Genomic DNA, 24,282 nt, shown 5'->3' on the forward strand with positions numbered 1-24,282 from the left:
GCAGCGCACTGTCGTTCTGAGGAAGGTCTCGGTCATGCCGCACCCGCACGCGCACCAGCACTCCTCTCCCCCCTCTCCCGCATCTCCCGCCGAACGGCCGGTCATCAGCCGCCGCCGTCTCCTCGAGTCGTCCGCCGCCGTCCTCGGTGCCCTCGCCCTGTCGTCCACGTCGGCCCAGGCGTCAACCCGGCGTGCCGCGCCGGACGCCACTCCCGAGTGGAACGGCAACATCGCTCTCTTCCGGCTCGGCACCGAGCCGCCGCACACCACCCTCATGCCGTACGCGGACGTGAGACAGGCCCTGGCCGCCGACCGCACCCGCTCGCCGTACCGGCAGAGCCTCGACGGCACCTGGAAGTTCGCCTACGCCGACCGCCCCGACGACCGCGACGCCGACTTCTACCGCACCGACGTCGACGACAAGGACTGGGACACCCTGCCCGTCCCGTCGGTCTGGCAGCTGCACGGTTACGACTTCCCGATCTACGTCAACATCACCTACCCCTGGTGGGGGCCCAACGGCCTGGGAGAGGAGCCGCAGCCTCCCGCCGCCCCGACGCGCTACAACCCGGTCGGCCAGTACCGGCGCACCTTCACGGTCCCGAAGGACTGGGCGGGCCGGCGGACCTTCCTGCACTTCGAGGGCGTCAAGTCGGCCCACTACGTGTGGATCAACGGCGAACTGGTCGGCTACCACGAGGACTCCTTCACCCCCGCCGAGTACGACATCACCGACCACCTGAAGCCCGGCACCAACCAGATCGCCGTGGAGGTGTACCGCTACTCCGACGGTGACTGGATGGAGGACCAGGACATGATCCGGCTGAGCGGCATCTTCCGCTCGGTCTACCTGTACTCCACCCCGGCCGTGCACCTGCGCGACTTCAAGCTGGACACCCCGCTGAGCGACGACTACACGGCCGCCGAGCTGTCCGTGACGGCGAGCGTGCGGGCGTACGGCACCGCGGGTGGCGGCCGGTACACCGTCGAGACGCAGCTGTACGACGACCGGGGCCACGCCGTCTGGTCCCGTCCCCTGCAGCAGACCGCCGATGTCGGCGCGGCGGGCGAGGACGCGACCGTACAGGCTCAAAAGGCTGTACCGGCACCGCAGTTGTGGTCGGCGGAGCACCCGAACCTCTACACCGCCGTCCTGCGGCTGCGCGACCCCGCCGGAAAGGTGATTGAAACCCTGTCCCACCGCGTCGGCTTCCGCGAGTTCGCGCTCAAGGACGGGCTGATGCGCATCAACGGCAAGCCCGTCTCCTTGCGCGGCACCAACCGGCACGAGATGCACCCGGCCCGCGGTACCGCGCTCACCCGCGCGGACATGGTGCTGGACATCGAGGTCATCAAGCGGATGAACATGAACACCGTCCGGACCTCGCACTACCCGGACAACCCGATCTGGCTCGAACTCGCCGACGAATACGGCCTGTACATCGTCGACGAGACCAACCTCGAAACCCACGGCATCCGCGACGAATACCCGGGCAACCACGCCGACTGGAGCGAGGCCTGCGTGGCCCGCGCTCAGAACATGGTTCACCGGGACAAGAACCACGCGTCGGTCGTCATCTGGTCGCTCGGCAACGAGGCGGGCGCCGGCAGCACCTTCGTCAACATGCACAACTGGATCCGCTCGTACGACACGACCCGCGTCATCCAGTACGAGGGCGACGACCGCCCGGGCGTCAGCGACATCCGCTCCGAGATGTACGAGAGCCCCGCGCGCGTGGAGGCCCGCGCGAAGGACACCGCCGACACCCGGCCCTACGTCATGATCGAGTACTCGCACGCCATGGGGAACTCGAACGGCAACTTCAAGAAGTACTGGGACATCATCCGCCGCTACGACGTCCTGCAGGGCGGCTGGATCTGGGACTTCATGGACCAGTCCGTGTCCTGGCCCACCCCGACGCGCAAGCTGTTCACCGACTCGGGGCCGAAGAAGCTGAAGGGCGAGATCCTCGCGCCCAGCGGCACCTTCGACCGTGACAAGGGTGTCTATGGCGGAACCGTTTTCGCCCGCGAAGCCTCCCTCGACCTCACCGGCTCGCTCACCCTGGAAGCGTGGATCACCCCGCACGTGACCGGGTACCACCAGCCGATCCTCGCCAAGGGCGACACCCAGTACGCGCTCAAGCAGACCAACAAGAACATCGAGTTCTTCATCCACGGCGGCGGCCAGTGGATCACGGCCAGTTGGCCGGTGCCCGCGGACTGGACCGGCAAGGAGCATCACGTCGTAGGTGTTTTCGACGCCGACGCCGGCACGCTCACCCTCTACGTGGACGGCGTGGTACGGGCCACCCGGACCAGCACGCGCAAGCCCAGCAGCAACACCGCGCCGCTCTCCCTCGCCACCGACGTGGACAACTGGACCCGCGAGTTCAGCGGCACGATCCGCCGCGCCCGCGTCTACGCCCGCGCCCTCACCGCCGCCGAACTCGCCTCCGGCAGCCGTGGACCCGGTGACGAGGGCGTGCGGTTCTGGTTCGACGCGGCTACGGTCGGCTTCGCCGAGAAGCGGTCGCCGGAGAAGACCTTCTTCGCGTACGGCGGTGACTGGGGCGACAACCCCAACGACGGGAACTTCGTCGCGGACGGCATCGTCACCGCCGACCGCGGCCACACCGGCAAGGCCGCCGAGGTGAAGCACACCTACCAGGCGATCAACGTCACAGCGAGCGGCGGCCCGGGAGCGGTGACGCTCATCAACGAGAACCTCTTCACCAACCTCCGTGAATTCGACGGAACTTGGACGCTCATCGGCGACGGCAAGGTCGTCCAGCGGGGGAAGCTGACCCGCGCGCAGCTCGACGTACCGCCGCTGTCCGAGAAGAAGATCACCGTGCCCGTACGGCTGCCGGCGAACCCGGCGCCGGGCGCGGAGTACTTCCTGCAACTGTCCTTCACCACCAAGGAAGCCACGAAGTGGGCGAAGGCCGGCTTCGAGGTGGCCAAGCAGCAACTGCCCCTGGACGCGGGCAGTCCGGCCGTGACGCCGGTGCCGCTGGCGAGCGTGCCCGAGCTGCGTCACCAGGACGGAACCGCTTCCGTAGAGGTGACCGGCAAGGGCTTCTCGGTCACCGTCGACAAGAGCAGCGGCCTCATCACCTCGTACGAGGCCCGGGGCACCCGGCTCATCGGCTCCGGGCCCGTGCCCAACTTCTGGCGGGCGCCGACCGACAACGACAAGGGCAACAGCCAGCACATCCGCAACCAGACCTGGCGGGACACGGGCGCGAACCGCAAGGTCACGGACGTCGGCGTACGTGAACTCCAGGGCAGGGCCGTCGAGATCAAGGTCAGCGGCACCCTGCCGACGTCGGTCGAGTCGACGTACACCACCACCTACACCGTCTTCGGGAACGGCGAGATCAAGGTCGACCACACGCTGCACCCGGGTGCGCCGAGCCTGCCGTACATCCCGGAGGTCGGCACCCTGCTGTTCCTGCCGGGGCGGCTGGACCGCGTGCACTACTACGGGCGCGGTCCCGAGGAGAACCACTGGGACCGCAACAACGGCACCGACGTGGGCCTGTACTCCGGGACCGTCGACGGGCAGTGGACCCCGTACATCCGGCCGCAGGAGAACGGCAACAAGACCGACATCCGCTGGTTCGCGCTGACCGACCGGCGCGGCAACGGGCTCCTCGTCAGCGGCGAACCCCTCCTGGAGGTCAACGCCTCGCACTTCACCCCGGAGGACCTGTCGGTCGGGGCACGCCACGACTACCAGCTCACCCCGCGTGAGGAGGTCGTCCTGCGGGTGAACCACCGGCAGATGGGCGTGGGCGGCGACAACAGCTGGGGCGCGCACACGCACGACGAGTACAAGCTGTTCGCCGACCGGGACTACGCGTACACCTACCGGCTGCGGCCGATCAGCGACGTGGCCGGGGCGACGGCGGCCTCGCGGCGGCCGACGGCGTCCGAGTAGCCGTCGAGCAGCCGTCACAACCGGATACGGGCAGCGACCGGCACATGGTCGCTGCCCGTGTCCGGCAGCGTCCAGATACGGGTGACGGTCGCGTCCCTGGCCAGGATCTGGTCGATCCTGGCCAGCGGGAAGGACGCGGGCCAGCTGAAGGCGAGCCCCCTGCGCGGTGCGCTCACGTGTGCGCGCACCGGGTCCAGTCCGCGGTCGTCGACCGTGCTGTTGAGGTCGCCGAGCAGGATCACGTCCGGCAGTCGCTCCGCATCCAGTGCCCGGCCTAGCAGGGCCGCGCTCTCGTCGCGGAGCGCCGTGTCGAACCCGGCGCCGAGGCGGACGGAGGGGAGGTGCGCGACGTACACCGCTACCTCGCCCGACGGGGTCTCGGCGGTGGCCCGCAGGCCGCGGTTCCAGTCCGTCCCCACGCCGGTCGGCCTGATGTCGACGGCACGGACGTCGGTGAGCGGGTATCGGGACCACAGGCCGACCGTGCCCACGACGGCGTGGTGCGGGTAGTCGAGGGTCGCCGTGAACTCCCTTACATGGGACGGCGTCACCTCTTCGAGCGCGATCAGGTCGGCGTCCGCCCGCAGCAGGGTGCGCGCGGTTCCGGCGGGGTCCGGGTTGACGTCGCTGACGTTGTGCTGCACCGCCGTGAGGTCGTACGCCCCGTCCGACCGGGGGAGCAGCAGCCCGCCGAACAGGGCCAGCCAGGCCGCCAGCGGCGGCAACGCTGCTGCGAGCGCGACAGGTGACCGCCGCAGCAGCGCCACGCCCGCCAGGACCGGAACGGCCAGACCGAGCCAGGGCAGGAAGGTCTCCAGCAGACTGCCCAGCCGGCCGACCCGGTTCGGCACGAGGGCATGAAACATCAGCACACAGGCGACGAGCAGGCTCGCGACCCACGCGGCGCGCGGGCGGAACCAGGTGCTCAGGGCCTGCCTCGTAGGAATCGCAGGACTCTCAGGGCTCATAGGTCTCGTACGACGCGCGGCCCGGCGATCTCAGTTCCCGGGCGGAACCGGTGCCGTGATCCGCCCGGCCCCAGGGCACGCGAGGTCCATGTCGGATTCTCGCCAGCCAGGGGGCGGGCGGTGACCCATGCTGGAGGCATGCAGAACGCGATGCACACCGACTGGGAGCGGTGCGTGCGCGCCGTCCAGTCCAAGGACGCGCGCTTCGACGGCTGGTTCTTCACGGCCGTCCTCACCACCCGTATCTACTGCCGGCCCAGCTGCCCCGTCGTGCCGCCCAAGCCGGAGAACATGACCTTCTACCCCAGCGCTGCCGCCTGCCAGCAGGCCGGCTTCCGGGCCTGCAAGCGCTGCCGCCCCGACACCAGCCCCGGCTCACCGGAGTGGAACCAGCGCGCCGACCTCGTCGCCCGCGCGATGCGGCTGATCGCCGACGGAGTGGTGGACCGCGAGGGCGTCCCCGGCCTCGCCGCGCGCCTCGGCTACAGCACCCGCCAGGTCGAGCGCCAGCTCCTGGCCGAACTGGGCGCGGGCCCGCTCGCGCTGGCCCGCGCCCAACGCGCCCAGACGGCAAGGCTGTTGATCGAGACGACCCCCCTGCCGATGGCGGAGATCGCCTTCGCGGCAGGCTTCTCCTCCATCCGCACCTTCAACGACACCGTGCGCGAGGTCTTCGCCCTCTCCCCGAGCGAGCTGCGCACTCGCGTGCCCCTGTCTCGCGGCGCTCAGGGCACGCCGGGCGTGCTGACCCTCCGGCTCCCCTTCCGCGCTCCCCTCAACCCCGACAACCTCTTCGGCCACCTCGCGGCCACCGCCGTACCCGGGGTGGAGGAGTGGCGGGACGGCGCGTACCGCCGGACGCTCAGACTGCCGTACGGCCATGGAATCGTCTCCCTGACTCCCGAGCCGGACCACATCGCGTGCCGTCTCACCCTCAGCGACCTGCGTGACCTGCCCGTCGCGATCAGCCGGTGCCGCCGCATGCTGGACCTGGACGCGGACCCGGTCGCGGTGGACGAGCAGCTGCGCGCGGACCCGGTCCTGACGCCCCTGGTCGACAAGGCCCCCGGCCGCCGTGTCCCGCGCACGGTGGACGAGGCCGAGTTCGCGATCCGCGCGGTCCTCGGCCAACAGGTCTCCACCGCGGCGGCCCGCACCCACGCGGCCCGCATCGTCACCGCCCACGGCGAGCGGGTGGACGACCCGGAGGGCGGCCTGACTCACCTGTTCCCGTCGCCTCAGGCACTGGCCGCGTTGGACCCGGAGTCGCTGGCGATGCCGCGCACCCGCCGTACGACCTTCACGACGTTGGTCCGCGAACTCGCCGACGGCAAGCTGCGCTTGGGCGTGGACAACGAGTGGACGGAGACCCGTTCCCGCCTGCTGTCCCTGCCGGGCTTCGGCCCCTGGACGGTCGACGTCATCGCCATGCGCGCCCTCGGCGACCCCGACGCGTTCCTCCCCACGGACCTCGGAATCCGCCGCGCGGCCCAGGAGTTGGGCCTGCCTTCCACTCCCGCGGCACTCACGGCGCGGGCGGCGGCATGGGCGCCGTGGCGGGCGTACGCGGTCCAGTACCTGTGGGCGACCGACAGCCACCCGATCAACTTCCTTCCTGTCTAGGGACTTCGCAGTGAAACAGCACACCGTGATCGACAGCCCGTACGGCCCCCTGACCCTCGTCGCCGACGACGGCGTCCTGTGCGGCCTCTACATGACCGACCAGCGCCACCGCCCACCGGAGGAGTCCTTCGGCACACGAGAAGACACCCTGTTCTCCGAGGCAGAGGACCAACTGAAGGCGTATTTCGCGGGCGAGCTGAAGGAGTTCACCCTCGAACTCCGCCTGCACGGCACCGCCTTCCAACGCACCGTCTGGGACCAGCTCCGCAAGATCCCCTACGGCGAGACCCGCTCCTACGGCGACCTCGCCGACGCCCTCGGCAACCCCGGCGCCTCCCGCGCCGTCGGCCTCGCCAACGGCAAGAACCCCATCGGCATCATCGTCCCCTGCCACCGCGTCGTAGGCGCCAATGGCAGCCTCACCGGCTACGGCGGCGGATTGGAACGCAAGCTGCGGCTGCTGGAGTTCGAGGGCGGGGCGGCGCTTTTCTGACCACCGTGTGTAGTGTTCCGTTGCGTGCTGGCTGAACAACGACACCAACTCATCCTGCGGGCACTGAGATCCGGCGGCACCGTCACCGTGACGGATCTTGCCGGTCAGTTGGGAGCCAGTGCCGCGACCGTCCGCCGTGACCTCCTCAAGCTGGAAGAGGACGGGTTGCTCACCCGGGTCCACGGGGGAGCGGTCATTGAAGAGGCTCCCGCACCGTTCGCCGAGGCCGCCGAAGCCAATGTGACCGAGAAGGACGCGATAGCCGCCCACGCGGCCACGCTGATCGAGGACGGCCAGTCGGTCATCCTCGACTCCGGCACAACCGTCCACCGGCTGGCGCGACGCCTGCACGGGCGCCGGATCACCGTGATCACCAACAACCTCGTGGTCTATGAGGAACTCGTCCAGGACGACAGCGTCGAACTGATGCTGCTCGGCGGCATGGTCATACGCGCATCACGCATGACGGACGGCTTCATGGCCGAGGACAACCTCCGCCAGGTGCACGCGGACTGGCTCTTCATGGGCGCTTGTGGCGTCCGCTCCGGCGGTCAGGTCATGGACACCACGGTCGCCGAGGTACCCGCCAGACGCGCCATGATCGCCGCCAGCGACAAGGTGGCGCTCCTCGCGGACAACAGCAAGTTCCCCGGAACCGGCATGGTCAAGATCTGCGGCCCCGAGGACCTGGATGTCGTCGTGACCGATGCGACGTCGGACGGTGCGACTTGCACGGCGCTGGAGGAAGCGGGCGTCAGGGTCGTACAGGTGGATCTCAGCCACGCTCAGAGGTCGTGATCCGTACCCAGCCGGTGCATCAGCGCGGGCAATGCGGTGCCGATGGGCTCGCGGATGACCTCGTCGGCGCGGTGGTCGTAAGGCGTGGATTCCGCGTTGACGATGACCAGCCGTGCGCCGTGATCGGCGGCGACGCCGGCGAGTCCTGCCGCGGGCTGGACCTGGAGGCTGGTGCCGACGGCGATGAAGACCTGGCAGGCCTTGGTGATGGCGAGGGCCTCGCCGAGGACGGCCGGGTCGAGCCGCTCGCCGAACATGACGGTGGCCGACTTGAGGATGCCGCCGCACTCCAGGCACGGCGGGTCCTCTTCGCCGGCCTCGACACGGGCGATCGCGTCCTCCATCGGGCCCCGGGCCTGGCACCCGGTGCACACGAAACTGCGTGCGCTGCCGTGGAGTTCGAGCACCTTGCGGGCGGGCATTCCGGCGAGCTGGTGGAGCCCGTCGACGTTCTGCGTGATGACCCTGACCGGCACTCCGGACTTCTCCAGCTCGGCCACGGCCTGGTGCGCCGCGTTGGGCTCGGCCTTCAGCGTCCGGTTCTTGCGCCGCATCTGCCACGAGCGGCGCCGGATCTCCGGGTCGCCCATGTAGTACTCGTACGTCACGAGCTTCTCGGCCTCCGGATCTCGCCGCCACAACCCGTTGGGGCCGCGATAGTCAGGGATTCCTGAGTCGGTGGAGATACCGGCGCCACTGAGGATGGCGACGAGGGGCTTGGTCATGGCACCGAGAGTAGGACGGGGGAACCGGTGGCGGCGACCGGGTATCTCCGTCAGCTCACGCGGTGGCCGTTCTCCAGTTCCGCCGTGCCCGAGCCGTCCGCCAGGACGTCCAGTGCGGCCAGGACGCGGCGGCCCAGGGCACCCGGCAGGTGGGCGGTGAGTTCCTCGCGGGGCACGAGGCGCCAGGACAGGAGTTCCTCTTCTTGCAGGCGGATGGCCTTGAAGTCGTCCTCACCGAGGACGCCACCGTCGTAGAGGTAGGCCACGAGCGGCGGGCGGGCCGTGCCGTGCACCCAGTCCACCGCGAGCAGGCGGCCGAGTTCGATGTCGAGACCGATCTCCTCGGCGGTCTCGCGGCGCGCGCCCTGCCGTGGCGTCTCCCCGTCGTCGGACTCGATCGTGCCGCCCGGAAGTGCCCAGCCCTCACGGTAGTTCGGCTCGACGAGCAGCACCCGGCCCTCGGCGTCACGGAAGAGAGCGGCGGCCCCGGCGAGGACACGGGGCAGGCCCGCGATGTACGTGGCGAAGTCTGGAGTGGTCACCCAGGAAGGGTAACCAGCTGTCGCAGCCAGGCCCGGACGTGGACGCCGCGCCCTGAACCTCACTCGCCGTCGGCCAACTGCACCGTCCGCTCCGCCAGTTCGCTGATCCGTACCCCGTCGAAGCCGAACACCGCACTGCGGACCGTGTCCTCCAGCGGGTCCTTCCACTGTTCCGGAATCGCGTCCGCACCGGTCAGCACACCGGCCACCGAACCCGCGGTCGCGCCGTTGGAGTCGGTGTCCAGGCCGCCGCGGACGGTGAGGGTGATGGTGCGGGTGAAGTCGCCGTCGCCGTACAGGAGCCCGGCGGTGAGCACGGCGGCGTTCGGGACGGTGTGGATCCAGCCAAGGCCGGCGGTCTCCTCGGACACGGTGGTGAGCGTGTCCTCCCAGGTCATCCGGGTGTCGTGGAGCGAGACGACACGGCGAACGGTGCGGGCCATGCGGCTGCTCGCCGGGATCACCGCCAGCGCCTCGTCCACGGCGTGCCGCACCGTGGGCGCGGTGAACGCCGCCGCGATCAGCGCGGCCGCCCACATCGCGCCGTACACGCCGTTGCCGGTGTGGGACAGCACCGCGTCCCGGCGGGCGAGGGAGGCGGCGCGGCGGGGGACGCCGGGGCAGGTCCAGCCGTAGATGTCGGCGCGGATGAGGGCGCCGATCCACTCCTGGTACGGGTTGTCGACGGTGGCGGTCAGGGGCGGCTTGAGCCCGTTGGCGAGGTTCCGGTACGCCGCCCGCTCGGCCGTGAACGTCTGCAGATACGGCATGCGCAGCAGCCACAGGTCGCCGACCTGCTCGGTGCTGAAGCCGAAGCCGTGGGTCTCCAGGAGGTCGAGGCCGAGGATCGCGTAGTCGACGTCGTCGTCACGGCAGCTGCCGTGGATACGGCCCCGGACGCACTGGCGCCACTCGGGTCGCAGCTCGAAGCCGTCGCTCTCGTCGACCGGCTCGGGCAGATAGTCGGTGAGGGGCAGGGCGGCGGCCTGCCGCAGATATCGGTCGATACGGTCCCGCGTCCACAGGTCGCCCTGCTCGACCGGCTTGCCGAGCATGTTGCCCGCGATCCGGCCCAGCCAGCCCCCGAGGATGCGGTCCGCGAGCTCGTGCTCAGTGCCCACAGGGGTCATAGGACCGGTTTACCCAATTCCGGGCGCGCCCGCTCGGGGTTCCGGGGGCTCGCACAGCGGGTTCCCAGCGGTGTCCCAGGCTCCGGTCGGGGCATGACGGCTGGGGGTTCCTCCGGTTAAGGTCACAGCGGCGCGACTGGCCTTGACATGTGTGAGGCCCGTAGAGCAAGGGGATGCAAAAGTGGCGAACGCTGCAGGCAGGGGGACCCAGAGGGTCCTCATCGCCGCGGACAAGTTCAAGGGGTCACTGACGGCCGTCCAGGTCGCCGAGCGGGTGACGGCCGGGCTGCGCAAGGTCGTGCCGAGCCTCCAGGTCGAGGCGCTGCCGGTCGCCGACGGCGGTGACGGAACAGTTGATGCGGCGGTCGCGGCCGGATTCGAGCGGCGTGAGATACGGGTCGCGGGCCCCCTCGGGAACGAGGTGACGGCCGCGTTCGCGCTGCGCGGTGACACCGCGGTCGTGGAGATGGCGGAGGCCAGCGGGTTGCAGCGGCTGCCCGCCGGAGTCTTCGCGCCGCTCACGGCATCGACGTACGGCTCCGGCGAGCTGTTGCGGGCCGCGCTGGACGCGGGTGCCCGCACGATCGTGTTCGGCGTCGGCGGCAGCGCGACCACGGACGGGGGCGCCGGGATGCTGGCCGCGCTGGGCGCGCGCTTCCTGGAAGCGGACGGGGAGCCGGTGTCTCCGGGCGGCGGCGGACTGTCCGACCTGGTGTCGGCCGACCTGTCCGGCCTGGACCCGCGTCTCGGCGAGGTCGAGCTCGTGCTCGCCAGCGACGTCGACAACCCGCTGACCGGCCCGAAGGGCGCGCCGGCGGTGTACGGCCCGCAGAAGGGCGCGTCCCCGGACGACGTGGAGACGCTGGACGAGGCCCTCGCGCACTACGCCAAGACCCTGGAGTCGGCGATCGGCCCGAAGGCGGCCGAGTACGCCGCGTCGCCCGGCGCGGGCGCGGCCGGCGGCATCGGCTACGGCGCGCTGATCGTCGGCGCGCGCTTCCGCCCCGGCATCGAGGTCATGCTGGACGTCCTCGGTTTCGCACCGGCCCTGGACCGCGCCGATCTGGTGATCACCGGCGAGGGCTCCCTGGACGAGCAGACCCTGCACGGCAAGGCCCCGGCCGGGGTCGCCGCGGCGGCACGCGCGGAGGGCAAGGAGGTCGTCGCGGTGTGCGGCCGTCTCGCGCTTCCGCCGGAGGCGCTCGGGCGGGCCGGGATCCGGCGGGCGTATCCGCTGACGGAGGTCGAGCCGGACGTGGCGAAGTGCATCGCGGATGCGGGGCCCATCCTGGAGCGAGTCGCGGAGAACATCGGCCGGGATTTCCTTAGCTAGGCGGGTCGTCGGTCGGCTGCGGGTCCGTTGTGGCTGGTCGCGCAGTTCCCCGCGCCCCTTCGGGGAGCTCTGCTTACGCCGGTCGGTCTGTAGCCGTCGTGCCCGACAGCCGGTACGCGTCCAGTGCCAGGGTCAGTTCGATCAGGTCGCGGGGGCGGGCCAGTGATCTGGATGTCAGCTGTTCCAGTCGGCGTAGGCGGTTGAAGACCGTGTTGCGGTGGCAGTACAGGCGGCCGGCGGCACGGCCTGCCGAGCCTTCGCAGGCCAGCCACGCGTCCAGTGTCTCCAGCAGGACCGCGCGGTCGGGGGGTTCCAGGCCGATGAGCGCGCCGAAGACGTCCGCGACCAGCCGGCCCGCGAGTTCCGGCTGGCTCACCACGAGGGCGGTGGGCATGCGCTGGTCGAGGCGTACGACCTCGTGGGCGTCTTGCGGACAGGTGCGCAGCGCCAGCTCGGCGAGCCGTCGCGCCCGGCCCAGCTCGGCCAAGCCGGGGACGACGGGACTGATACCGCCGGGCCCCGAGCACCGCCCGCTCAGCAGCCGCGCCACCGCGTCCAGGTCCTGGCCGGGGCCCAGCAGCACCACGCCCACCTCGCGGTCCGCCCGCATTCGCCAGACGAACCGGTACCCGGCGGCGGGCAGCGGCCGGTGGAAGGCCTCCCGCGCGTCCCGGCGCTCGGTCCGCAGCACCACCACGGCGTACGCGCCCCGCTCCGGCAGATCGAGCCCCGCCGCGGCCCTGGCGGCGAGGCCCGGCGTCTCCTGCCCCTCCAGGAGCGCGTCCAGCAGCGCGTGCAGCTGTTCGTCGGTTCGACGGCGCAGTTCCATCTCGGTCGCCCGGTACGCCTCCGACGCCACGGCCGTCTGGGCGTCGATCGCCGCCCACACGAGCGTCGCCGAGCGCATCAGCACCCCGAGCCGCTCGGGCTCCTGACCCCCGGCACCCTCCAGCAGGGCGTCCCAAACGAGATAGCCGGCGCTCCGGTACGCGTGCACCAGCAGCTCCAGCGGCAGCCCCTGCTGGGCGCGCCGCTGCCCCGCCTCCTCCGCGTACTGCAGGTCGCGGCGCGGTGCGTCGCGGGGTGCGGAGATGGTCTCGATGCCGATGCGCATCGCTTCCTCCGCCTCCCGCCACTGCTGGTCGTACGGCAGGACCTGGTCGTAGACGGGGGAGTGCTCCGCCAGCAGCCGCAGGTGCTCGTCGACCAGCTCCGGCAGCCGCTCCAGGAGCGCCGTGCAGGACTCCGCGAGCACTTTCCAGTCATGACCGGTACGCCTTCTGCGCGCTCCCATGGCCGGAGGATGCCACCGGCCGCCCGGCTTGGGCAGGCCCCTGACACGCAGTGTTGTGCGCGTGCACAACGGGCGGCCGTATTCGCTGGTCACCAGCAGCGTTTCGGCCGCGACCCGTGGACGGACACCCCACCCGGTGCTGGGGTGAGCGCCACACAGGGCCGAGGAAGGGGGCGGTGCCATGGGGGGCTCCGATCTGGTCGTGCGGGACCTGTCGGTGGGGTACGGCCCGGTGCGCGCACTGCGCCGGGTGTCGCTGGAGGTGCCCGAGGCGGCCGTGGTGACGGTCCTGGGCGGGAACGGTGCCGGCAAGTCGACGCTGTTGCGGGCGGTCAGCCGCACGCTCTCCTTCCACGGCGGGGCGACGACCGGCGGCACCGTGACGCTCGGCGGACGCCGTATCGACGGGCTCGCCCCCGACCGGGTGGTGGCCGCCGGGGTGTCCCAAGTGCCGGAGGGGCGGCGGGTGTTCGCCCGGATGACCGTCGCGGACAACCTGCGGGCCGGGGCGCTCGGCGCGGCCGGCGGCCGCACGGACCGGGCCGCCGCCCTGCGCCGCGTCCACGAGCTGTTCCCCGTCCTCGCCGAGCGGGCCCAGCAGCGGGCCGGGCTGCTGTCTGGCGGTGAGCAGCAGATGCTCGCCGTCGCCCGCGCCCTGATGGCCGTACCGAAGGTGCTGCTGCTCGACGAGCCGTCGCTTGGCCTGGCTCCGCTGATGGCCGCGCGGATCGCCGACACCGTGCGCGAGATCAACGAACAGGGCACCTCCGTCCTGCTGGTCGAGCAGAACGCGGCGCTCGCCCTGCGGCTCGCCACCCATGCCCACGTCCTGGAGGTCGGCGAAGTCACGCTCTCCGGTCCGAGCGCCGAACTGGCCGCCTCCGACGAGGTGCGGCGCCGCTACCTGGGCGTGGTCGACGAGGACGCGGCCGCCGACGCGGCGGGCGCCACGAGATCCCATCCGGCGCTGCCCAGATGGGAGGCCTGACATGGAAACCCTGCACGTCGACCACCTCACCGTCCGCTTCGCGGGCCTCCTCGCCCTGGACGACGTCACCTTCACCGTGCGCCCCGGCACCGTCCACGCCCTGATCGGACCCAACGGGGCAGGCAAGTCGACCTGCTTCAACGTCCTGTCCGGGGTCTACCGGGCCACCTCGGGCAGCGTCCGCTTCGGCGGCCACGAGCTGACCGGCATGCCCGCGCACCGCATCGCCGCGCTCGGCGTCGCCCGCATCTTCCAGAACCTCGCGCTGCCGCCGCACGCGACCGTCGAGGACAGCCTGCTGCTGGGCCGGCACCGGCTGACCAGGACCGGCTTCGTCGCCGCCGGGCTGCGGCTGCCGTCGGCCGGGCGCGAGGAACGGCGGCACCGCGCACGCGTCCGGGAGATCGCCGCGTTCGTGGGCCTCGAGGACCACCTCGGCCGACCGGCGGGCTCCCTGCCGTACGGGCAGCAGAAGCTCGCCGAGCTGGCCCGCGCGCTGTGCATGGAACCCCGGCTGCTGCTCCTCGACGAACCGGTGGCCGGCATGACGGCCGACGAGCGGCGCCGGGTCGCGGGCGTCATCGCCGGGGTCCGCGACAGCCTCGGTATCTCCATCGTCCTGGTCGAGCACGACATGGGAGTGGTGATGAGGCTCGCGGACACGGTGACCGTGCTCGACTTCGGGCGGCTGATCGCGGACGGCGCACCGGCCGACGTACAGAACGACCCGGCCGTCGTCCGTGCCTACCTCGGCGAGGAGGCCGCGTCGTGAGCACCTTCGCCGAACTCCTGCTCAACGGCGTCTCGTTGGGCTCCGTCTACGCCCTCATCGCCCTCGGGTTCGTGGTGATCTTCCGGGCCACGGAGGTCGTCAACTTCGCGCACGCCTCGCTGCTGCTGGCCGGCGGATACGTCACCGCGATCCTCCACGACGACATCGGGTTCTGGCCCGCGCTGCTGGCCGGCATCGCGGGCGCCGCGCTGGTCGGAGCGGCCGTCGAGTTCCTGGTGATGCGCCGCTACCGGGGCAGCGACCAGAGCGTGCTGGCCATCGTGACCATCGGCGTCGACATCCTGCTCACCACCGAACTCACTCGGCGTATCGGCACGGACGTCCTGACGCTGGGCGACCCCTGGGGCGACGCCGTCCTCACCCTCGGCCCGATCTCCCTCGCCCACACCCGGATCGCCGCCTTCGTCGCCGCCGCCCTGCTCATCACGGCGTTCCTGCTCGCCTTCCGCTACACCACCTGGGGCGTGGCGATGCGCGCGGCGGCCGAGAGCCCGGAGACCGCCGCCCTCATGGGTGTCAGGCTCGGCCGGGTGTCCCTCGGGGCCTGGGCCGTCGCGGGCGGACTCGCCGCCGTGGCCGCCCTCTTCCTCACCGTCTTCCCGACCCCCGGCCTGGAACGGGCCACCTCCCTCGCCGCCCTCAAGGCCTTCCCGGCGGCGATCCTCGGCGGCCTCGACTCGACGACGGGCGCTCTGGTCGGCGGACTGATCATCGGCGTGACCGAATCCCTCGCCACCGGCTACCAGAGCGACCTGACCTTCCTGGGCCGAGGCCTGGGCGACCTGGCGCCCTACCTCGTCATGCTCGCGATCCTGCTCATCCGGCCCGCCGGGCTGTTCGGCACGAAGGAGCTCGCCCGTGTCTGAGGCTCTCGCCGGCAGCACCCGACCGATGTGGTTCACCCGCACCCGTACCTACGTCTGGGGCGGCGGCACCGTCCTGCTGCTCGCCCTGCCCTTCTACCTGGACCGCTTCTGGCTCCAGGCCGGCCTGTTCGCCATGGCCGCCGCGATCGGCGCCATCGGCATCAACCTCCTCACCGGCGCCACCGGCCAGCTCTCCATGGGCCACGCCTTCTTCCTGGCCGTCGGCGCCTACGGCTACTGCGTGTTCGCCGGCGACGGAGGCGACGGCCTGACCGGGCTCGGCCTGCCGACCTGGCTCGCAGCCGTGCTCGCCACCCTGGTCGCCGGAGCCGCCGGAGGCCTCTTCAGCCCCATCGCGGGCCGGCTGCGCGGCGCCTACCTCGGCATCGCGACCCTCGCGCTGATCTTCATCGGCCAGCACGTCCTGTTCAACGCCCGCGACCTCACCGGCGGCTTCAACGGCCGCGACGTACCCGCCCTCAACCTCTTCGGCCTCACCTTCGACGACCGCGAACTCCTCGTCGCCAACGTGCCGTTCGGCTCCGCCGAGAAGCTCTGGTACGCCGGACTCGTCGTCCTGCTCGGCTGCGCGCTGTTCGCCCGGGGAGTGCTGCGCGGCAGGCCGGGCCGGGCCATGAACGCGATCCGCGACCACCGCATCGCGGCCGGGGTGATCGGCGTGCCCGTCGCCCGCTACCGGGCCGCTGTCTTCGTCCTGTCCTCGATGTACGCGGGCCTCGCCGGAGTGCTGCTCGCGCTGGTCTTCCAGCGGACCGTGCCCGACTACTTCGGGATCACGCTCTCGCTGGAGTACCTCGCCATGATCGTCATCGGCGGGCTCGGCTCGGTCCGGGGAGCGGTGCTCGGGGCGGCGTTCGTCTCGCTGCTGCCCCAGCTGCTGACCCGCTACAGCGACACGCTCCCGCTGGTCTCCGACCCGGGCACGGGCGGGATCGCACCGGGAGAGGCGTCCCGGTACCTGTACGGCGCCGCCGTCGTGGCGGTGGTGCTCTTTCTGCCGGGCGGCCTGGTCAGGCTCGCCGCCCGGAATCGCGTCGCACGCAAATCAGGGGAGGAACGATGACCACGACGTATGCGGCCAGGGTCGCCGCGGGCGCGCTCGCCGCGCTGCTCGTGCTGGCCGGCTGCAGCTCCAAGGCCAAGGACGACGGCGACGGCGAGGCCGCCGCGGGCGGTGTGAAGACCGGCGAGGGGATCTCCGGCAAGACGATCACGCTCGGCGTGCTCACGGACATGACCGGCGTCTACGCGACCCTCGGCAAGAGCGTCACCCAGGCGCAGCAGCTGTATGTGAAGCAGCTGAACGCCAAGGGCGGCGTCTGCGGCTACCAGGTGTCCCTCTCCGTCCGCGACCACGGCTACGACCCGCAGAAGGCCGTGTCCGGGTACACGGAGCTGGCGCCGAAGGTGCTGGGCTTCACCCAGTTCATCGGCTCGCCGTTCGTCGCCGCGGTCAAGCAGCGCGTGGACGGCCAGGACAAGGGCCTGGTGCTGCCGCAGGCGTGGGCGCACTCGTTGCTCGGCAGCCCGTACATCCGCGTGATCGGATCGACGTACGACATCGAGACGATCAACGCCGTCGACTTCCTGATGCGGGAGAAGGGGATCAAGAAGGGCGACAAGATCGGGCACGTCTACTTCGAGGGCGACTACGGGGAGAGCGCCCTGGTCGGTTCGAAGCACATGGCGCAGGAATCCGGGCTGACGGTCGTCGAGCAGAAGATCAAACCGACGGACAACGACATGACCGCCCAGGTCGCCGCCCTGAAGAAGGCGGGCGTCAAGGCGGTCGTGATCAGCGCGGGGCCGCGCCAGGCGGCCTCCCTCGTCGGCGTCGCGGCAGCGAGCGGCTTCGCCGTCCCGGTCATCGGCAACAACTCCGCCTTCGCCCCGCAGCTGCTCGCCACCCAGGCGGGCCCCGCCCTGTCGAAGAACTACTGGGTGGCCTCCCCGTCGCTGCCCATCGGCGCCGACACCCCGGAAGCGAAACAGCTCGTGGCGGACTACCGGGCGGCGTATCCGAAGGACGCGCTGGACAACGGCGTGGTGGCCGGCTGGACGGCGGTCTCCGTCTTCGGCGAGGCCCTGAAGAAGGCCTGCGCGAGCAAGGACCTCACGCGCGCGGGCGTCGACAAGGCGCTGCTGACGATCGACGCGTTCGACGTCGGCTTCGGCATCCCGCAGGACTTCACCGACCCGAAGTCCCCGTCGTCCCGGCAGAGCGTGATCCTGCAGCCGGACAAGGGCGTGACGGGCGGGATGAAGGTCGTACGGGAGGCGGAGGCGTCGTCGGTCGCGGAGGCTTACACGCCGGGTGCCTGAACGAGCGCAACGCTGAGGGCCCGAACCTTGCGGTTCGGGCCCTCTGTGCTGTCAGGTGTTACGGCAGCTGTGCCGCCCGTGCCTCACGCCGGTTGTCGCGGAAGTTGTTCACCCGGCGGGCCGTGGCGAACAGCGGGATCACCGCGCCCATGACGAGCTGCAGGGCGCAGCCGGTCTGCAGGAGCAGCTGGCCGCCGGGGGCGTCGAAGGCCCAGGCGGTCAGGAGGCCCATGGAGACGACGATCCAGGACAGCATCGCCACAGCGAGACGGCCTCGCGGCTTGGGGTACTCGACCCGGCTGACCATCAGCCACGCGGTGCCGAGGATCGCCAGGAGCGTCGCCACGAAGGGCAGCTCCAGGAGCACGATCGAGACCACCGTCAGTGCCCCGAAGGGGCTCGGCATGCCCTGGAACATGCCGTTCGTCGGTGTCACGCACGAGAAGCGGGCAAGCCGCAGCACCACCGCCAGAAGCACCACGACCGCTCCGACCGCGGCCACCTTCTGGTACGCGTCGTCCGCGACCATGCCGTAGACCAGGACGAAGTACGCCGGGGCCAGACCGAAGCTGATCAGGTCCGAGAGGTTGTCCAGCTCGGCGCCCATGGGGGAGGAGCGCAGCTTGCGCGCCACCAGGCCGTCGAACAGGTCGAAGACCGCCGCGCACAGCATCAGGATGACCGCCGTGGCCGCGCTGTTGCGGGCCATGCCGGTTTCCTGGCTGTCGGTGAGGTGCGGGATCAGGATGCCGGTGGTGGTGAAGTACACCGCCATGAAGCCGCACGTGGCGTTGCCGAGGGTGAGGGTGTCCGCTATCGAGAGGCGGAGAGAAAGAGGCATCTCCTCCTCTTCGTCCACCACCTCGTCGGCCTCCGGCACCCAGCCCGCCTGTGTCTCAGGATCAATCACGGTCAATGCGAGTCACCCCAGCCACGGTCTTCTGCCCGACCTCGACCGCGACCTCCACGCCCTCGGGCAGGTAGATGTCGACACGCGAGCCGAAGCGGATCAGACCGATCCGGTCACCCTGCTCGACCTTCGTGCCCTGGGGCACGTACGGCACGATGCGACGGGCGACCGCGCCGGCGATCTGGATCATTTCGATGTCGCCGAGTTCGGTGTCGAAATGCCAGACTACGCGCTCGTTGTTCTCGCTCTCCTTGTTGAACGCCGGAACGAACCCGCCGGGGATGTGCTCGACCGACGTCACGGTACCGGCGAGCGGAGCACGGTTGACGTGGACGTTGAGCGGGCTCATGAAGATCGCGACGCGGGTACGCCCGTCCTTCCACGGCATGATGCTCTGCACCACACCGTCGGCCGGCGAGATGATCAGGCCCTGGGAGATCTCGCGCTCGGGGTCGCGGAAGAACCACAGCATGCCCGCCGCGAGCGCGGTGGCGGGTACGGCCACGGCCCTGGCGGCGCCGGAGCGGCGCGCGCGGGCCAGGCTGAGGGCTGCGGTGGCGACGGTCGGGAGAAGCCACGGCGATGCTCCGCGCGCGAGGCGTACGCCTGCCAGGCTGTCGCGTGGTGCAGAGGTTTGGCTGTGGGGCATGGATGACCTTCGTAGCGGATGATGCCGCGCTGCGTGAGGGGGACGGCGGCTTTCACGCGATCGTACCGGTCGCGGGCTACAACTGGGCAAGCCAGGAAGCCGAGTCGGCGGCCGAAGAGTGTTGACGGGGTGTGATCTTCTTCGCGAAGAAAACACCCCTTACCCGGACATCTAGCCCTGGAGTCGATACTCTTCGAGCAGCCTGCGACCGATGATCATTTTCTGGATCTCGGCGGTACCTTCACCGATCAGCAGCATCGGAGCCTCTCGGTAGAGGCGCTCGATCTCGTACTCCTTGGAGAAGCCGTAGCCGCCGTGGATCCGGAAGGCGTCTTCCACGACCTCCTTGCAGTACTCGGAGGCGAGGTACTTCGCCATCCCAGCCTCAAGGTCGTTTCGTTCTCCGGAGTCCTTTTTGCGTGCCGCGTTCACCATCATCGCATGCGCGGCCTCGACCTTGGTAGCCATCTCGGCCAGCTTGAACTGGATCGCCTGGTGCTGGGCGATCGGTTTGCCGAAAGTGTGACGCTGCTGGGCGTACTGGACGCCGAGCTCGAAAGCACGCTGGGCGACACCGCAACCACGCGCCGCCACGTTGACGCGGCCGACTTCCACGCCGTCCATCATTTGGTAAAAACCCCGGCCGGTCTCGCCGCCGAGCACGCGGTTGGCCGGAACCCGCAGGCCATCCATGATCAGCTCGGTGGTGTCGACGCCCTTGTACCCCATCTTGTCGATCTTCCCGGGGATGGTGAGGCCGGGGCGGACCTCTCCGAAGCCGGGCTCCTTCTCGACGAGGAAGGTCGTCATCGACTTGTGCGGGGCGGTGCCCTCGGGGTGTCCTTCGTCACTCTTCACGAGGACGGCGACCAGCGTCGACGTTCCACCGTTCGTCAGCCACATCTTCTGGCCGTTCAGGACGTACTCGTCGCCGTCCTTGACCGCCTTCGACGTGATGGCCGACACATCGGAACCCAGCGCCGGCTCCGACATCGAGAAGGCGCCCCGGATGTCACCGGCCGCCATCCTCGGCAGGAAGTAGTCCCTCTGCTCCTCGGTGCCGTGCTGCTTGAGCATGTACGCCACGATGAAGTGCGTGTTGATGATGCCGGACACCGACATCCAGCCGCGTGCGATCTCCTCGACACACAGGGCGTACGTCAGAAGGGACTCGCCCAGGCCGCCGTACTCCTCCGGGATCATCAGGCCGAACAGGCCCAACTCCTTGAGGCCGTCGACGATCTGCTGCGGGTACTCGTCGCGGTGTTCCAGCTCGGTCGCGACCGGGATGATCTCCTTGTCCACGAAGTCGCGGACGGTGGACAGGATCTCCTGCTGGATGTCCGTCAGACCGGCGGTCTGGGCGAGTCGCGCCATGGCTACTTCTCCTGCTCCTTGAGCTCGGGGCGGCCGGGCTGCTCGCCGCCGCGCTCCTTGATGTACGTCTCGGTCGGCACCATGACCTTGCGGCGGAACACGCAGACCAGCGTGCCGTCCTGCTTGTAGCCCTTGGTCTCGACGTGGACGATGCCGCGGTCGTTCTTCGACTTGGACGGCCACTTGTCGAGCACCGTCGTCTGGCCGTAGATCGTGTCGCCGTGGAAGGTCGGCGCCACGTGCTTGAGCGACTCGATCTCCAGGTTGGCGATCGCCTTGCCGGAGATGTCCGGCACGGACATGCCGAGCAGGAGGGAGTAGATGTAGTTCCCGACCACCACGTTCTTGCCGAAGTCCGTTGTGTTCTCGGCGTAGTTGGCGTCCATGTGGAGCGGGTGGTGGTTCATGGTGAGGAGACAGAAGAGGTGGTCGTCGTACTCGGTGACCGTCTTGCCCGGCCAGTGCTTGTACGTCGCGCCGACCTCGAACTCCTCATACGTGCGTCCGAACTGCATCGCGCTCAGGCCTCCGGGATCTCGAACTTGCTGGTGCGCTGCATGCCGGCCGCGCGGCCCTTGCCGGAGATGACCAGCGCCATCTTGCGGCTGGCCTCGTCGATCATCTCGTCGCCGAGCATCGCGGAGCCCTTCTTGCCGCCCGCCTCGGACGTGTAGTAGTCGTACGCGTCCAGGATCAGCTCGGCGTGGTCGTAGTCCTCCTGCGAGGGCGAGAAGATCTCGTTGGACGCCTCGACCTGGCCCGGGTGCAGCACCCACTTGCCGTCGAAGCCGAGGGCGGCGGCGCGCTGGGCGACCTCGCGGTAGCCGTCGATGTTGCGGATCTGGAGGTAGGGACCGTCGATCGCCTGGAGGTTGTTGGCGCGGGCGGCCATCAGGATCTTCATCAGGATGTAGTGGTAGGCGTCCGCCGGGTAGCCGGGCGGCTGCTCGCCCACGACCAGCGACTTCATGTTGATCGACGCCATGAAGTCGGCCGGGCCGAAGATGATCGTCTCGACGCGCGGGGAGGCCTGCGCGATCTCGTTGACGTTGTTCAGGCCCTGCGCGTTCTCGATCTGCGCCTCGATGCCGATCTTGCCGACCTCGAACCCCATCGTCTTCTCGATCTGCGTCAGCAGCAGGTCCAGGGCGACGATCTGCTGGGCGTCCTGGACCTTGGGCAGCATGATGCAGTCCAGATTCGGGCCCGCGCCCTCGACCACCGTCACGACATCGCGGTACGTCCACTCGGTCGTCCAGTCGTTGACGCGCACGACCCTCGTCTTGCCCGTCCAGTCGCCCTCGTTGAGGAACTTGACGATGGTGTGCCGCGCCTCGGGCTTGGCCAGCGGCGCGCACGCGTCCTCGAGGTCGAGGAAGACCTGGTCGGCCGGGAGGCCCTGCGCCTTCTCCAGGAAGCGCGGGTTCGAGCCCGGTACGGCCAGGCAGGAGCGCCGCGGACGAAGACGGTTGACGGTCATGCGGGGACCTCCAGGGGGTCGAGCTTGTTCGCTTTCCGGATCTCGTCGACGATGCGGCCGATGATTCCGGTGATGTCGAAGTCCTTCGGGGTGAAGACGGCGGCCACACCCGCGGCCTTCAGCTGCTCGGCGTCGCCATTGGGGATGATCCCACCGGCGATGACAGGTATCTCTGTGGCACCGGCCACATGGAGGCGTTCCAGCACGTCCGGCACCAGCTGGGCGTGCGAGCCGGAGAGGATCGAGAGGCCGACCGCGTGCACGTCTTCGGCGATGGCCGCGTCCACGATCTGCTCCGGGGTGAGCCGGATGCCCTGGTAGACCACCTCGAAGCCGGCGTCACGCGCGCGTACGGCGATCTGCTCGGCCCCGTTGGAGTGCCCGTCCAGGCCCGGCTTGCCGACCAGGAAGCGGAGCTTGCCGACGCCGAGGTCACGGGCGGTCTCGTCCACCCGGCGGCGGACGAGCGCCATCGCGGTGCCCTCCTCGGCGGCGACGGCGACCGGCGCGGAGGACACGCCCGTCGGGGCCCGGAACTCGCCGAACACCTCGCGCAGGGCCCCGGCCCACTCGCCGGTCGTGACCCCGGCGCGGGCGCACTCCAGGGTGGCCTCCATGAGGTTGGCGGTGCCCTTCGCGGCCTCCTTCAGCTTCTCCAGCGCCTTGCAGGGGCGCGGGTGGTTGAAGGGCGGCTGGTAGCGGGTGTCACGCCAGTGCGTCAGGGCGTTCACGACGCGCGCCTCGACAGCGGGGTCGACCGTGTGGATCGCGGCGTCCAGGTCGGCCGTGAGCGGGTTCGGCTCGGTCGACTCGTAGATGTTGACGCCGACGATCTTCTCCCGGCCGGACTCGATACGAGCACGGCGCTCGGCGTGGGACGCCACGAGCTGGGACTTGAGGTAGCCCGACTCGACGGCGGCCATCGCGCCGCCCATCTCCTGGATCCGGTCGATCTCCGCGAGGGACTCCTCGACGAGCTTCGCGACCTTCGCCTCGATGACGTGCGAGCCCTCGAAGATGTCCTCGTACTCCAGCAGGTCGCTCTCATGGGCGAGTACCTGCTGGATGCGCAGCGACCACTGCTGGTCCCAGGGGCGGGGCAGACCCAACGCCTCGTTCCAGGCGGGGAGTTGGACGGCACGCGCGCGTGCGTCCTTGGAGAGGGTGACGGCCAGCATCTCCAGCACGATCCGCTGGACGTTGTTCTCCGGCTGCGCCTCGGTCAGTCCGAGGGAGTTGACCTGGACGCCGTACCGGAAACGTCGCTGCTTGGGGTTCTCGATGCCGTACCGCTCGCGCGTGATCTCGTCCCAGATCCGGCCGAACGCCCGCATCTTGCACATCTCCTCGATGAAGCGGACGCCCGCGTTCACAAAGAAGGAGATACGGGCGACGACATCGCCCATGCGTTCCTGCGGCACCTGGCCGCTGTCGCGCACGGCGTCGAGCACGGCGATGGCGGTGGACATCGCGTACGCGATCTCCTGCACCGGCGTGGCGCCCGCCTCCTGCAGGTGGTAGCTGCAGATGTTGATCGGGTTCCACTTGGGGATGTGGGAGACCGTGTACGCGATCATGTCCGTCGTCAGGCGGAGCGACGGCCCCGGCGGGAACACATGCGTCCCCCGCGACAGGTACTCCTTGACGATGTCGTTCTGGGTCGTCCCCTGGAGCTGGGTGATGTCGGCACCCTGCTCCTCCGCGACGACCTGATAGAGCGCCAGCAGCCACATGGCGGTGGCGTTGATCGTCATCGAGGTGTTCATCTGCTCCAGGGGGATGTCCTGGAACAGCCGGCGCATGTCACCGACGTGCGACACCGGGACCCCGACCCGGCCGACCTCGCCGCGGGCGAGGATGTGGTCCGGGTCGTAGCCCGTCTGCGTCGGCAGGTCGAACGCCACCGACAGACCCGTCTGGCCCTTGTCGAGGTTGCGCCGGTACAACTCGTTGGACGCCTCGGCGGTGGAGTGACCGGCATAGGTCCGCATCAACCACGGCCGGTCCTTCTGACGCTCAGTCAT

At 70.1% G+C, this 24,282-nt stretch carries 22 protein-coding genes; 11 read left to right on the plus strand and 11 right to left on the minus strand.

The window, feature by feature from the left end; all coding sequences use genetic code 11:
* Positions 1 to 34: 34 nt before the first annotated feature.
* Positions 35 to 3,946 carry a glycoside hydrolase family 2 TIM barrel-domain containing protein gene (locus tag ACTWQO_RS35905; protein WP_443241568.1) on the plus strand — a complete coding sequence of 1,304 codons (3,912 nt, stop codon included), beginning with the start codon at positions 35 to 37 and terminating at the stop codon, positions 3,944 to 3,946.
* Between the two features lie 14 nt (positions 3,947 to 3,960).
* Here the strand turns inward: ACTWQO_RS35905 and ACTWQO_RS35910 are convergent, their stop codons facing one another.
* Complete coding sequence (locus tag ACTWQO_RS35910) at positions 3,961 to 4,914, minus strand: endonuclease/exonuclease/phosphatase family protein (protein ID WP_443241569.1); 954 nt, start codon at positions 4,912 to 4,914, stop codon at positions 3,961 to 3,963.
* Positions 4,915 to 5,064: 150 nt separating this feature from the next.
* On the opposite strand from ACTWQO_RS35910, the gene ACTWQO_RS35915 reads away from it, so the two are divergent.
* From ACTWQO_RS35915 to ACTWQO_RS35925, 3 genes are read left to right on the plus strand one after another with little or no spacing between them, the layout of a single operon-like run.
* Entirely contained in the window at positions 5,065 to 6,537 is a 1,473-nt protein-coding gene (locus tag ACTWQO_RS35915; protein WP_443241616.1) for an AlkA N-terminal domain-containing protein, read from the plus strand.
* Between the two features lie 10 nt (positions 6,538 to 6,547).
* A complete protein-coding gene (locus tag ACTWQO_RS35920; RefSeq protein ID WP_443241570.1) occupies positions 6,548 to 7,030 on the plus strand; it encodes a methylated-DNA--[protein]-cysteine S-methyltransferase in 483 nt (160 codons plus the stop codon).
* 24 nt (positions 7,031 to 7,054) lie between these two features.
* On the plus strand, positions 7,055 to 7,828 hold the full coding sequence (locus tag ACTWQO_RS35925; RefSeq protein WP_443241571.1) for a DeoR/GlpR family DNA-binding transcription regulator: 774 nt from the start codon (positions 7,055 to 7,057) through the stop codon (positions 7,826 to 7,828).
* Here ACTWQO_RS35925 and ACTWQO_RS35930 read toward each other — a convergent pair.
* From ACTWQO_RS35930 to ACTWQO_RS35940, 3 genes are read right to left on the minus strand one after another with little or no spacing between them, the layout of a single operon-like run.
* Positions 7,816 to 8,553 carry an SIR2 family NAD-dependent protein deacylase gene (locus ACTWQO_RS35930; RefSeq protein WP_443241572.1) on the minus strand — a complete coding sequence of 246 codons (738 nt, stop codon included), beginning with the start codon at positions 8,551 to 8,553 and terminating at the stop codon, positions 7,816 to 7,818. The genes ACTWQO_RS35925 and ACTWQO_RS35930 overlap by 13 nt on opposite strands.
* A gap of 50 nt (positions 8,554 to 8,603) precedes the next feature.
* Entirely contained in the window at positions 8,604 to 9,095 is a 492-nt protein-coding gene (locus ACTWQO_RS35935) for an NUDIX domain-containing protein (RefSeq protein WP_443241573.1), read from the minus strand.
* 59 nt (positions 9,096 to 9,154) lie between these two features.
* Positions 9,155 to 10,225 (minus strand): ADP-ribosylglycohydrolase family protein, encoded by a 1,071-nt coding sequence (locus ACTWQO_RS35940; protein WP_443241574.1) that lies wholly within the window; start codon positions 10,223 to 10,225, stop codon positions 9,155 to 9,157.
* A gap of 181 nt (positions 10,226 to 10,406) precedes the next feature.
* On the opposite strand from ACTWQO_RS35940, the gene ACTWQO_RS35945 reads away from it, so the two are divergent.
* Positions 10,407 to 11,558: a glycerate kinase gene (locus tag ACTWQO_RS35945; RefSeq protein ID WP_443241575.1), complete on the plus strand. Its 1,152-nt coding sequence runs from the start codon at positions 10,407 to 10,409 to the stop codon at positions 11,556 to 11,558.
* 73 nt (positions 11,559 to 11,631) lie between these two features.
* Here the strand turns inward: ACTWQO_RS35945 and ACTWQO_RS35950 are convergent, their stop codons facing one another.
* The gene (locus ACTWQO_RS35950; RefSeq protein ID WP_443241576.1) at positions 11,632 to 12,852 is read right to left on the minus strand and encodes a PucR family transcriptional regulator; all 1,221 of its coding nucleotides are present in this window, start codon (positions 12,850 to 12,852) and stop codon (positions 11,632 to 11,634) included.
* A 181-nt stretch (positions 12,853 to 13,033) separates the two neighbouring features.
* Here ACTWQO_RS35950 and ACTWQO_RS35955 point away from each other — a divergent pair, with 181 nt between their 5' ends.
* Genes ACTWQO_RS35955 through ACTWQO_RS35975 form a run of 5 tightly spaced genes read left to right on the plus strand, consistent with a single transcriptional unit; the run spans position 13,034 to position 17,842 of the window.
* The gene (locus ACTWQO_RS35955; RefSeq protein ID WP_443241577.1) at positions 13,034 to 13,840 is read left to right on the plus strand and encodes an ABC transporter ATP-binding protein; all 807 of its coding nucleotides are present in this window, start codon (positions 13,034 to 13,036) and stop codon (positions 13,838 to 13,840) included.
* 1 nt (position 13,841) lies between these two features.
* On the plus strand, positions 13,842 to 14,612 hold the full coding sequence (locus ACTWQO_RS35960; RefSeq protein WP_443241578.1) for an ABC transporter ATP-binding protein: 771 nt from the start codon (positions 13,842 to 13,844) through the stop codon (positions 14,610 to 14,612).
* Entirely contained in the window at positions 14,609 to 15,499 is an 891-nt protein-coding gene (locus ACTWQO_RS35965) for a branched-chain amino acid ABC transporter permease (protein WP_443241579.1), read from the plus strand. Before ACTWQO_RS35960 ends, ACTWQO_RS35965 begins: the two co-directional genes overlap by 4 nt.
* Before the next feature lie 25 nt (positions 15,500 to 15,524).
* Positions 15,525 to 16,583, plus strand: a complete 1,059-nt coding sequence (locus ACTWQO_RS35970; protein ID WP_443241617.1) for a branched-chain amino acid ABC transporter permease — start codon at positions 15,525 to 15,527, stop codon at positions 16,581 to 16,583.
* Positions 16,580 to 17,842, plus strand: coding sequence for an ABC transporter substrate-binding protein (locus ACTWQO_RS35975; protein WP_443241580.1), 1,263 nt, complete (start codon positions 16,580 to 16,582; stop codon positions 17,840 to 17,842). Before ACTWQO_RS35970 ends, ACTWQO_RS35975 begins: the two co-directional genes overlap by 4 nt.
* Positions 17,843 to 17,900: 58 nt before the next feature.
* On the opposite strand, the gene pssA is transcribed toward ACTWQO_RS35975, so the two are convergent.
* Positions 17,901 to 18,758: a CDP-diacylglycerol--serine O-phosphatidyltransferase gene (gene pssA / locus ACTWQO_RS35980; RefSeq protein ID WP_443241581.1), complete on the minus strand. Its 858-nt coding sequence runs from the start codon at positions 18,756 to 18,758 to the stop codon at positions 17,901 to 17,903.
* Positions 18,745 to 19,401, minus strand: coding sequence for a phosphatidylserine decarboxylase (locus tag ACTWQO_RS35985; RefSeq protein ID WP_443241582.1), 657 nt, complete (start codon positions 19,399 to 19,401; stop codon positions 18,745 to 18,747). Before ACTWQO_RS35985 ends, pssA begins: the two co-directional genes overlap by 14 nt.
* 2 nt (positions 19,402 to 19,403) lie before the next feature.
* Here ACTWQO_RS35985 and ACTWQO_RS35990 point away from each other — a divergent pair, with 2 nt between their 5' ends.
* Positions 19,404 to 19,526: a hypothetical protein gene (locus tag ACTWQO_RS35990; protein ID WP_301985536.1), complete on the plus strand. Its 123-nt coding sequence runs from the start codon at positions 19,404 to 19,406 to the stop codon at positions 19,524 to 19,526.
* 46 nt (positions 19,527 to 19,572) lie between these two features.
* Here the strand turns inward: ACTWQO_RS35990 and ACTWQO_RS35995 are convergent, their stop codons facing one another.
* The 4 genes from ACTWQO_RS35995 to ACTWQO_RS36010 are packed head-to-tail and all read right to left on the minus strand — an operon-like array spanning position 19,573 to position 24,282.
* Positions 19,573 to 20,778, minus strand: coding sequence for an acyl-CoA dehydrogenase family protein (locus ACTWQO_RS35995; RefSeq protein WP_443241583.1), 1,206 nt, complete (start codon positions 20,776 to 20,778; stop codon positions 19,573 to 19,575).
* Positions 20,779 to 20,780: 2 nt separating this feature from the next.
* Complete coding sequence (locus tag ACTWQO_RS36000) at positions 20,781 to 21,293, minus strand: MaoC family dehydratase (protein ID WP_443241584.1); 513 nt, start codon at positions 21,291 to 21,293, stop codon at positions 20,781 to 20,783.
* A gap of 5 nt (positions 21,294 to 21,298) precedes the next feature.
* Positions 21,299 to 22,258: an HpcH/HpaI aldolase/citrate lyase family protein gene (locus ACTWQO_RS36005; RefSeq protein WP_443241585.1), complete on the minus strand. Its 960-nt coding sequence runs from the start codon at positions 22,256 to 22,258 to the stop codon at positions 21,299 to 21,301.
* On the minus strand, positions 22,255 to 24,282 hold the full coding sequence (locus ACTWQO_RS36010) for a protein meaA (protein ID WP_443241586.1): 2,028 nt from the start codon (positions 24,280 to 24,282) through the stop codon (positions 22,255 to 22,257). The genes ACTWQO_RS36005 and ACTWQO_RS36010 overlap by 4 nt, the downstream gene beginning before the upstream one ends.

Source organism: Streptomyces sp. 4N124 (assembly GCF_052245395.1).
Taxonomy (GTDB): Bacteria; Actinomycetota; Actinomycetes; order Streptomycetales; family Streptomycetaceae; genus Streptomyces.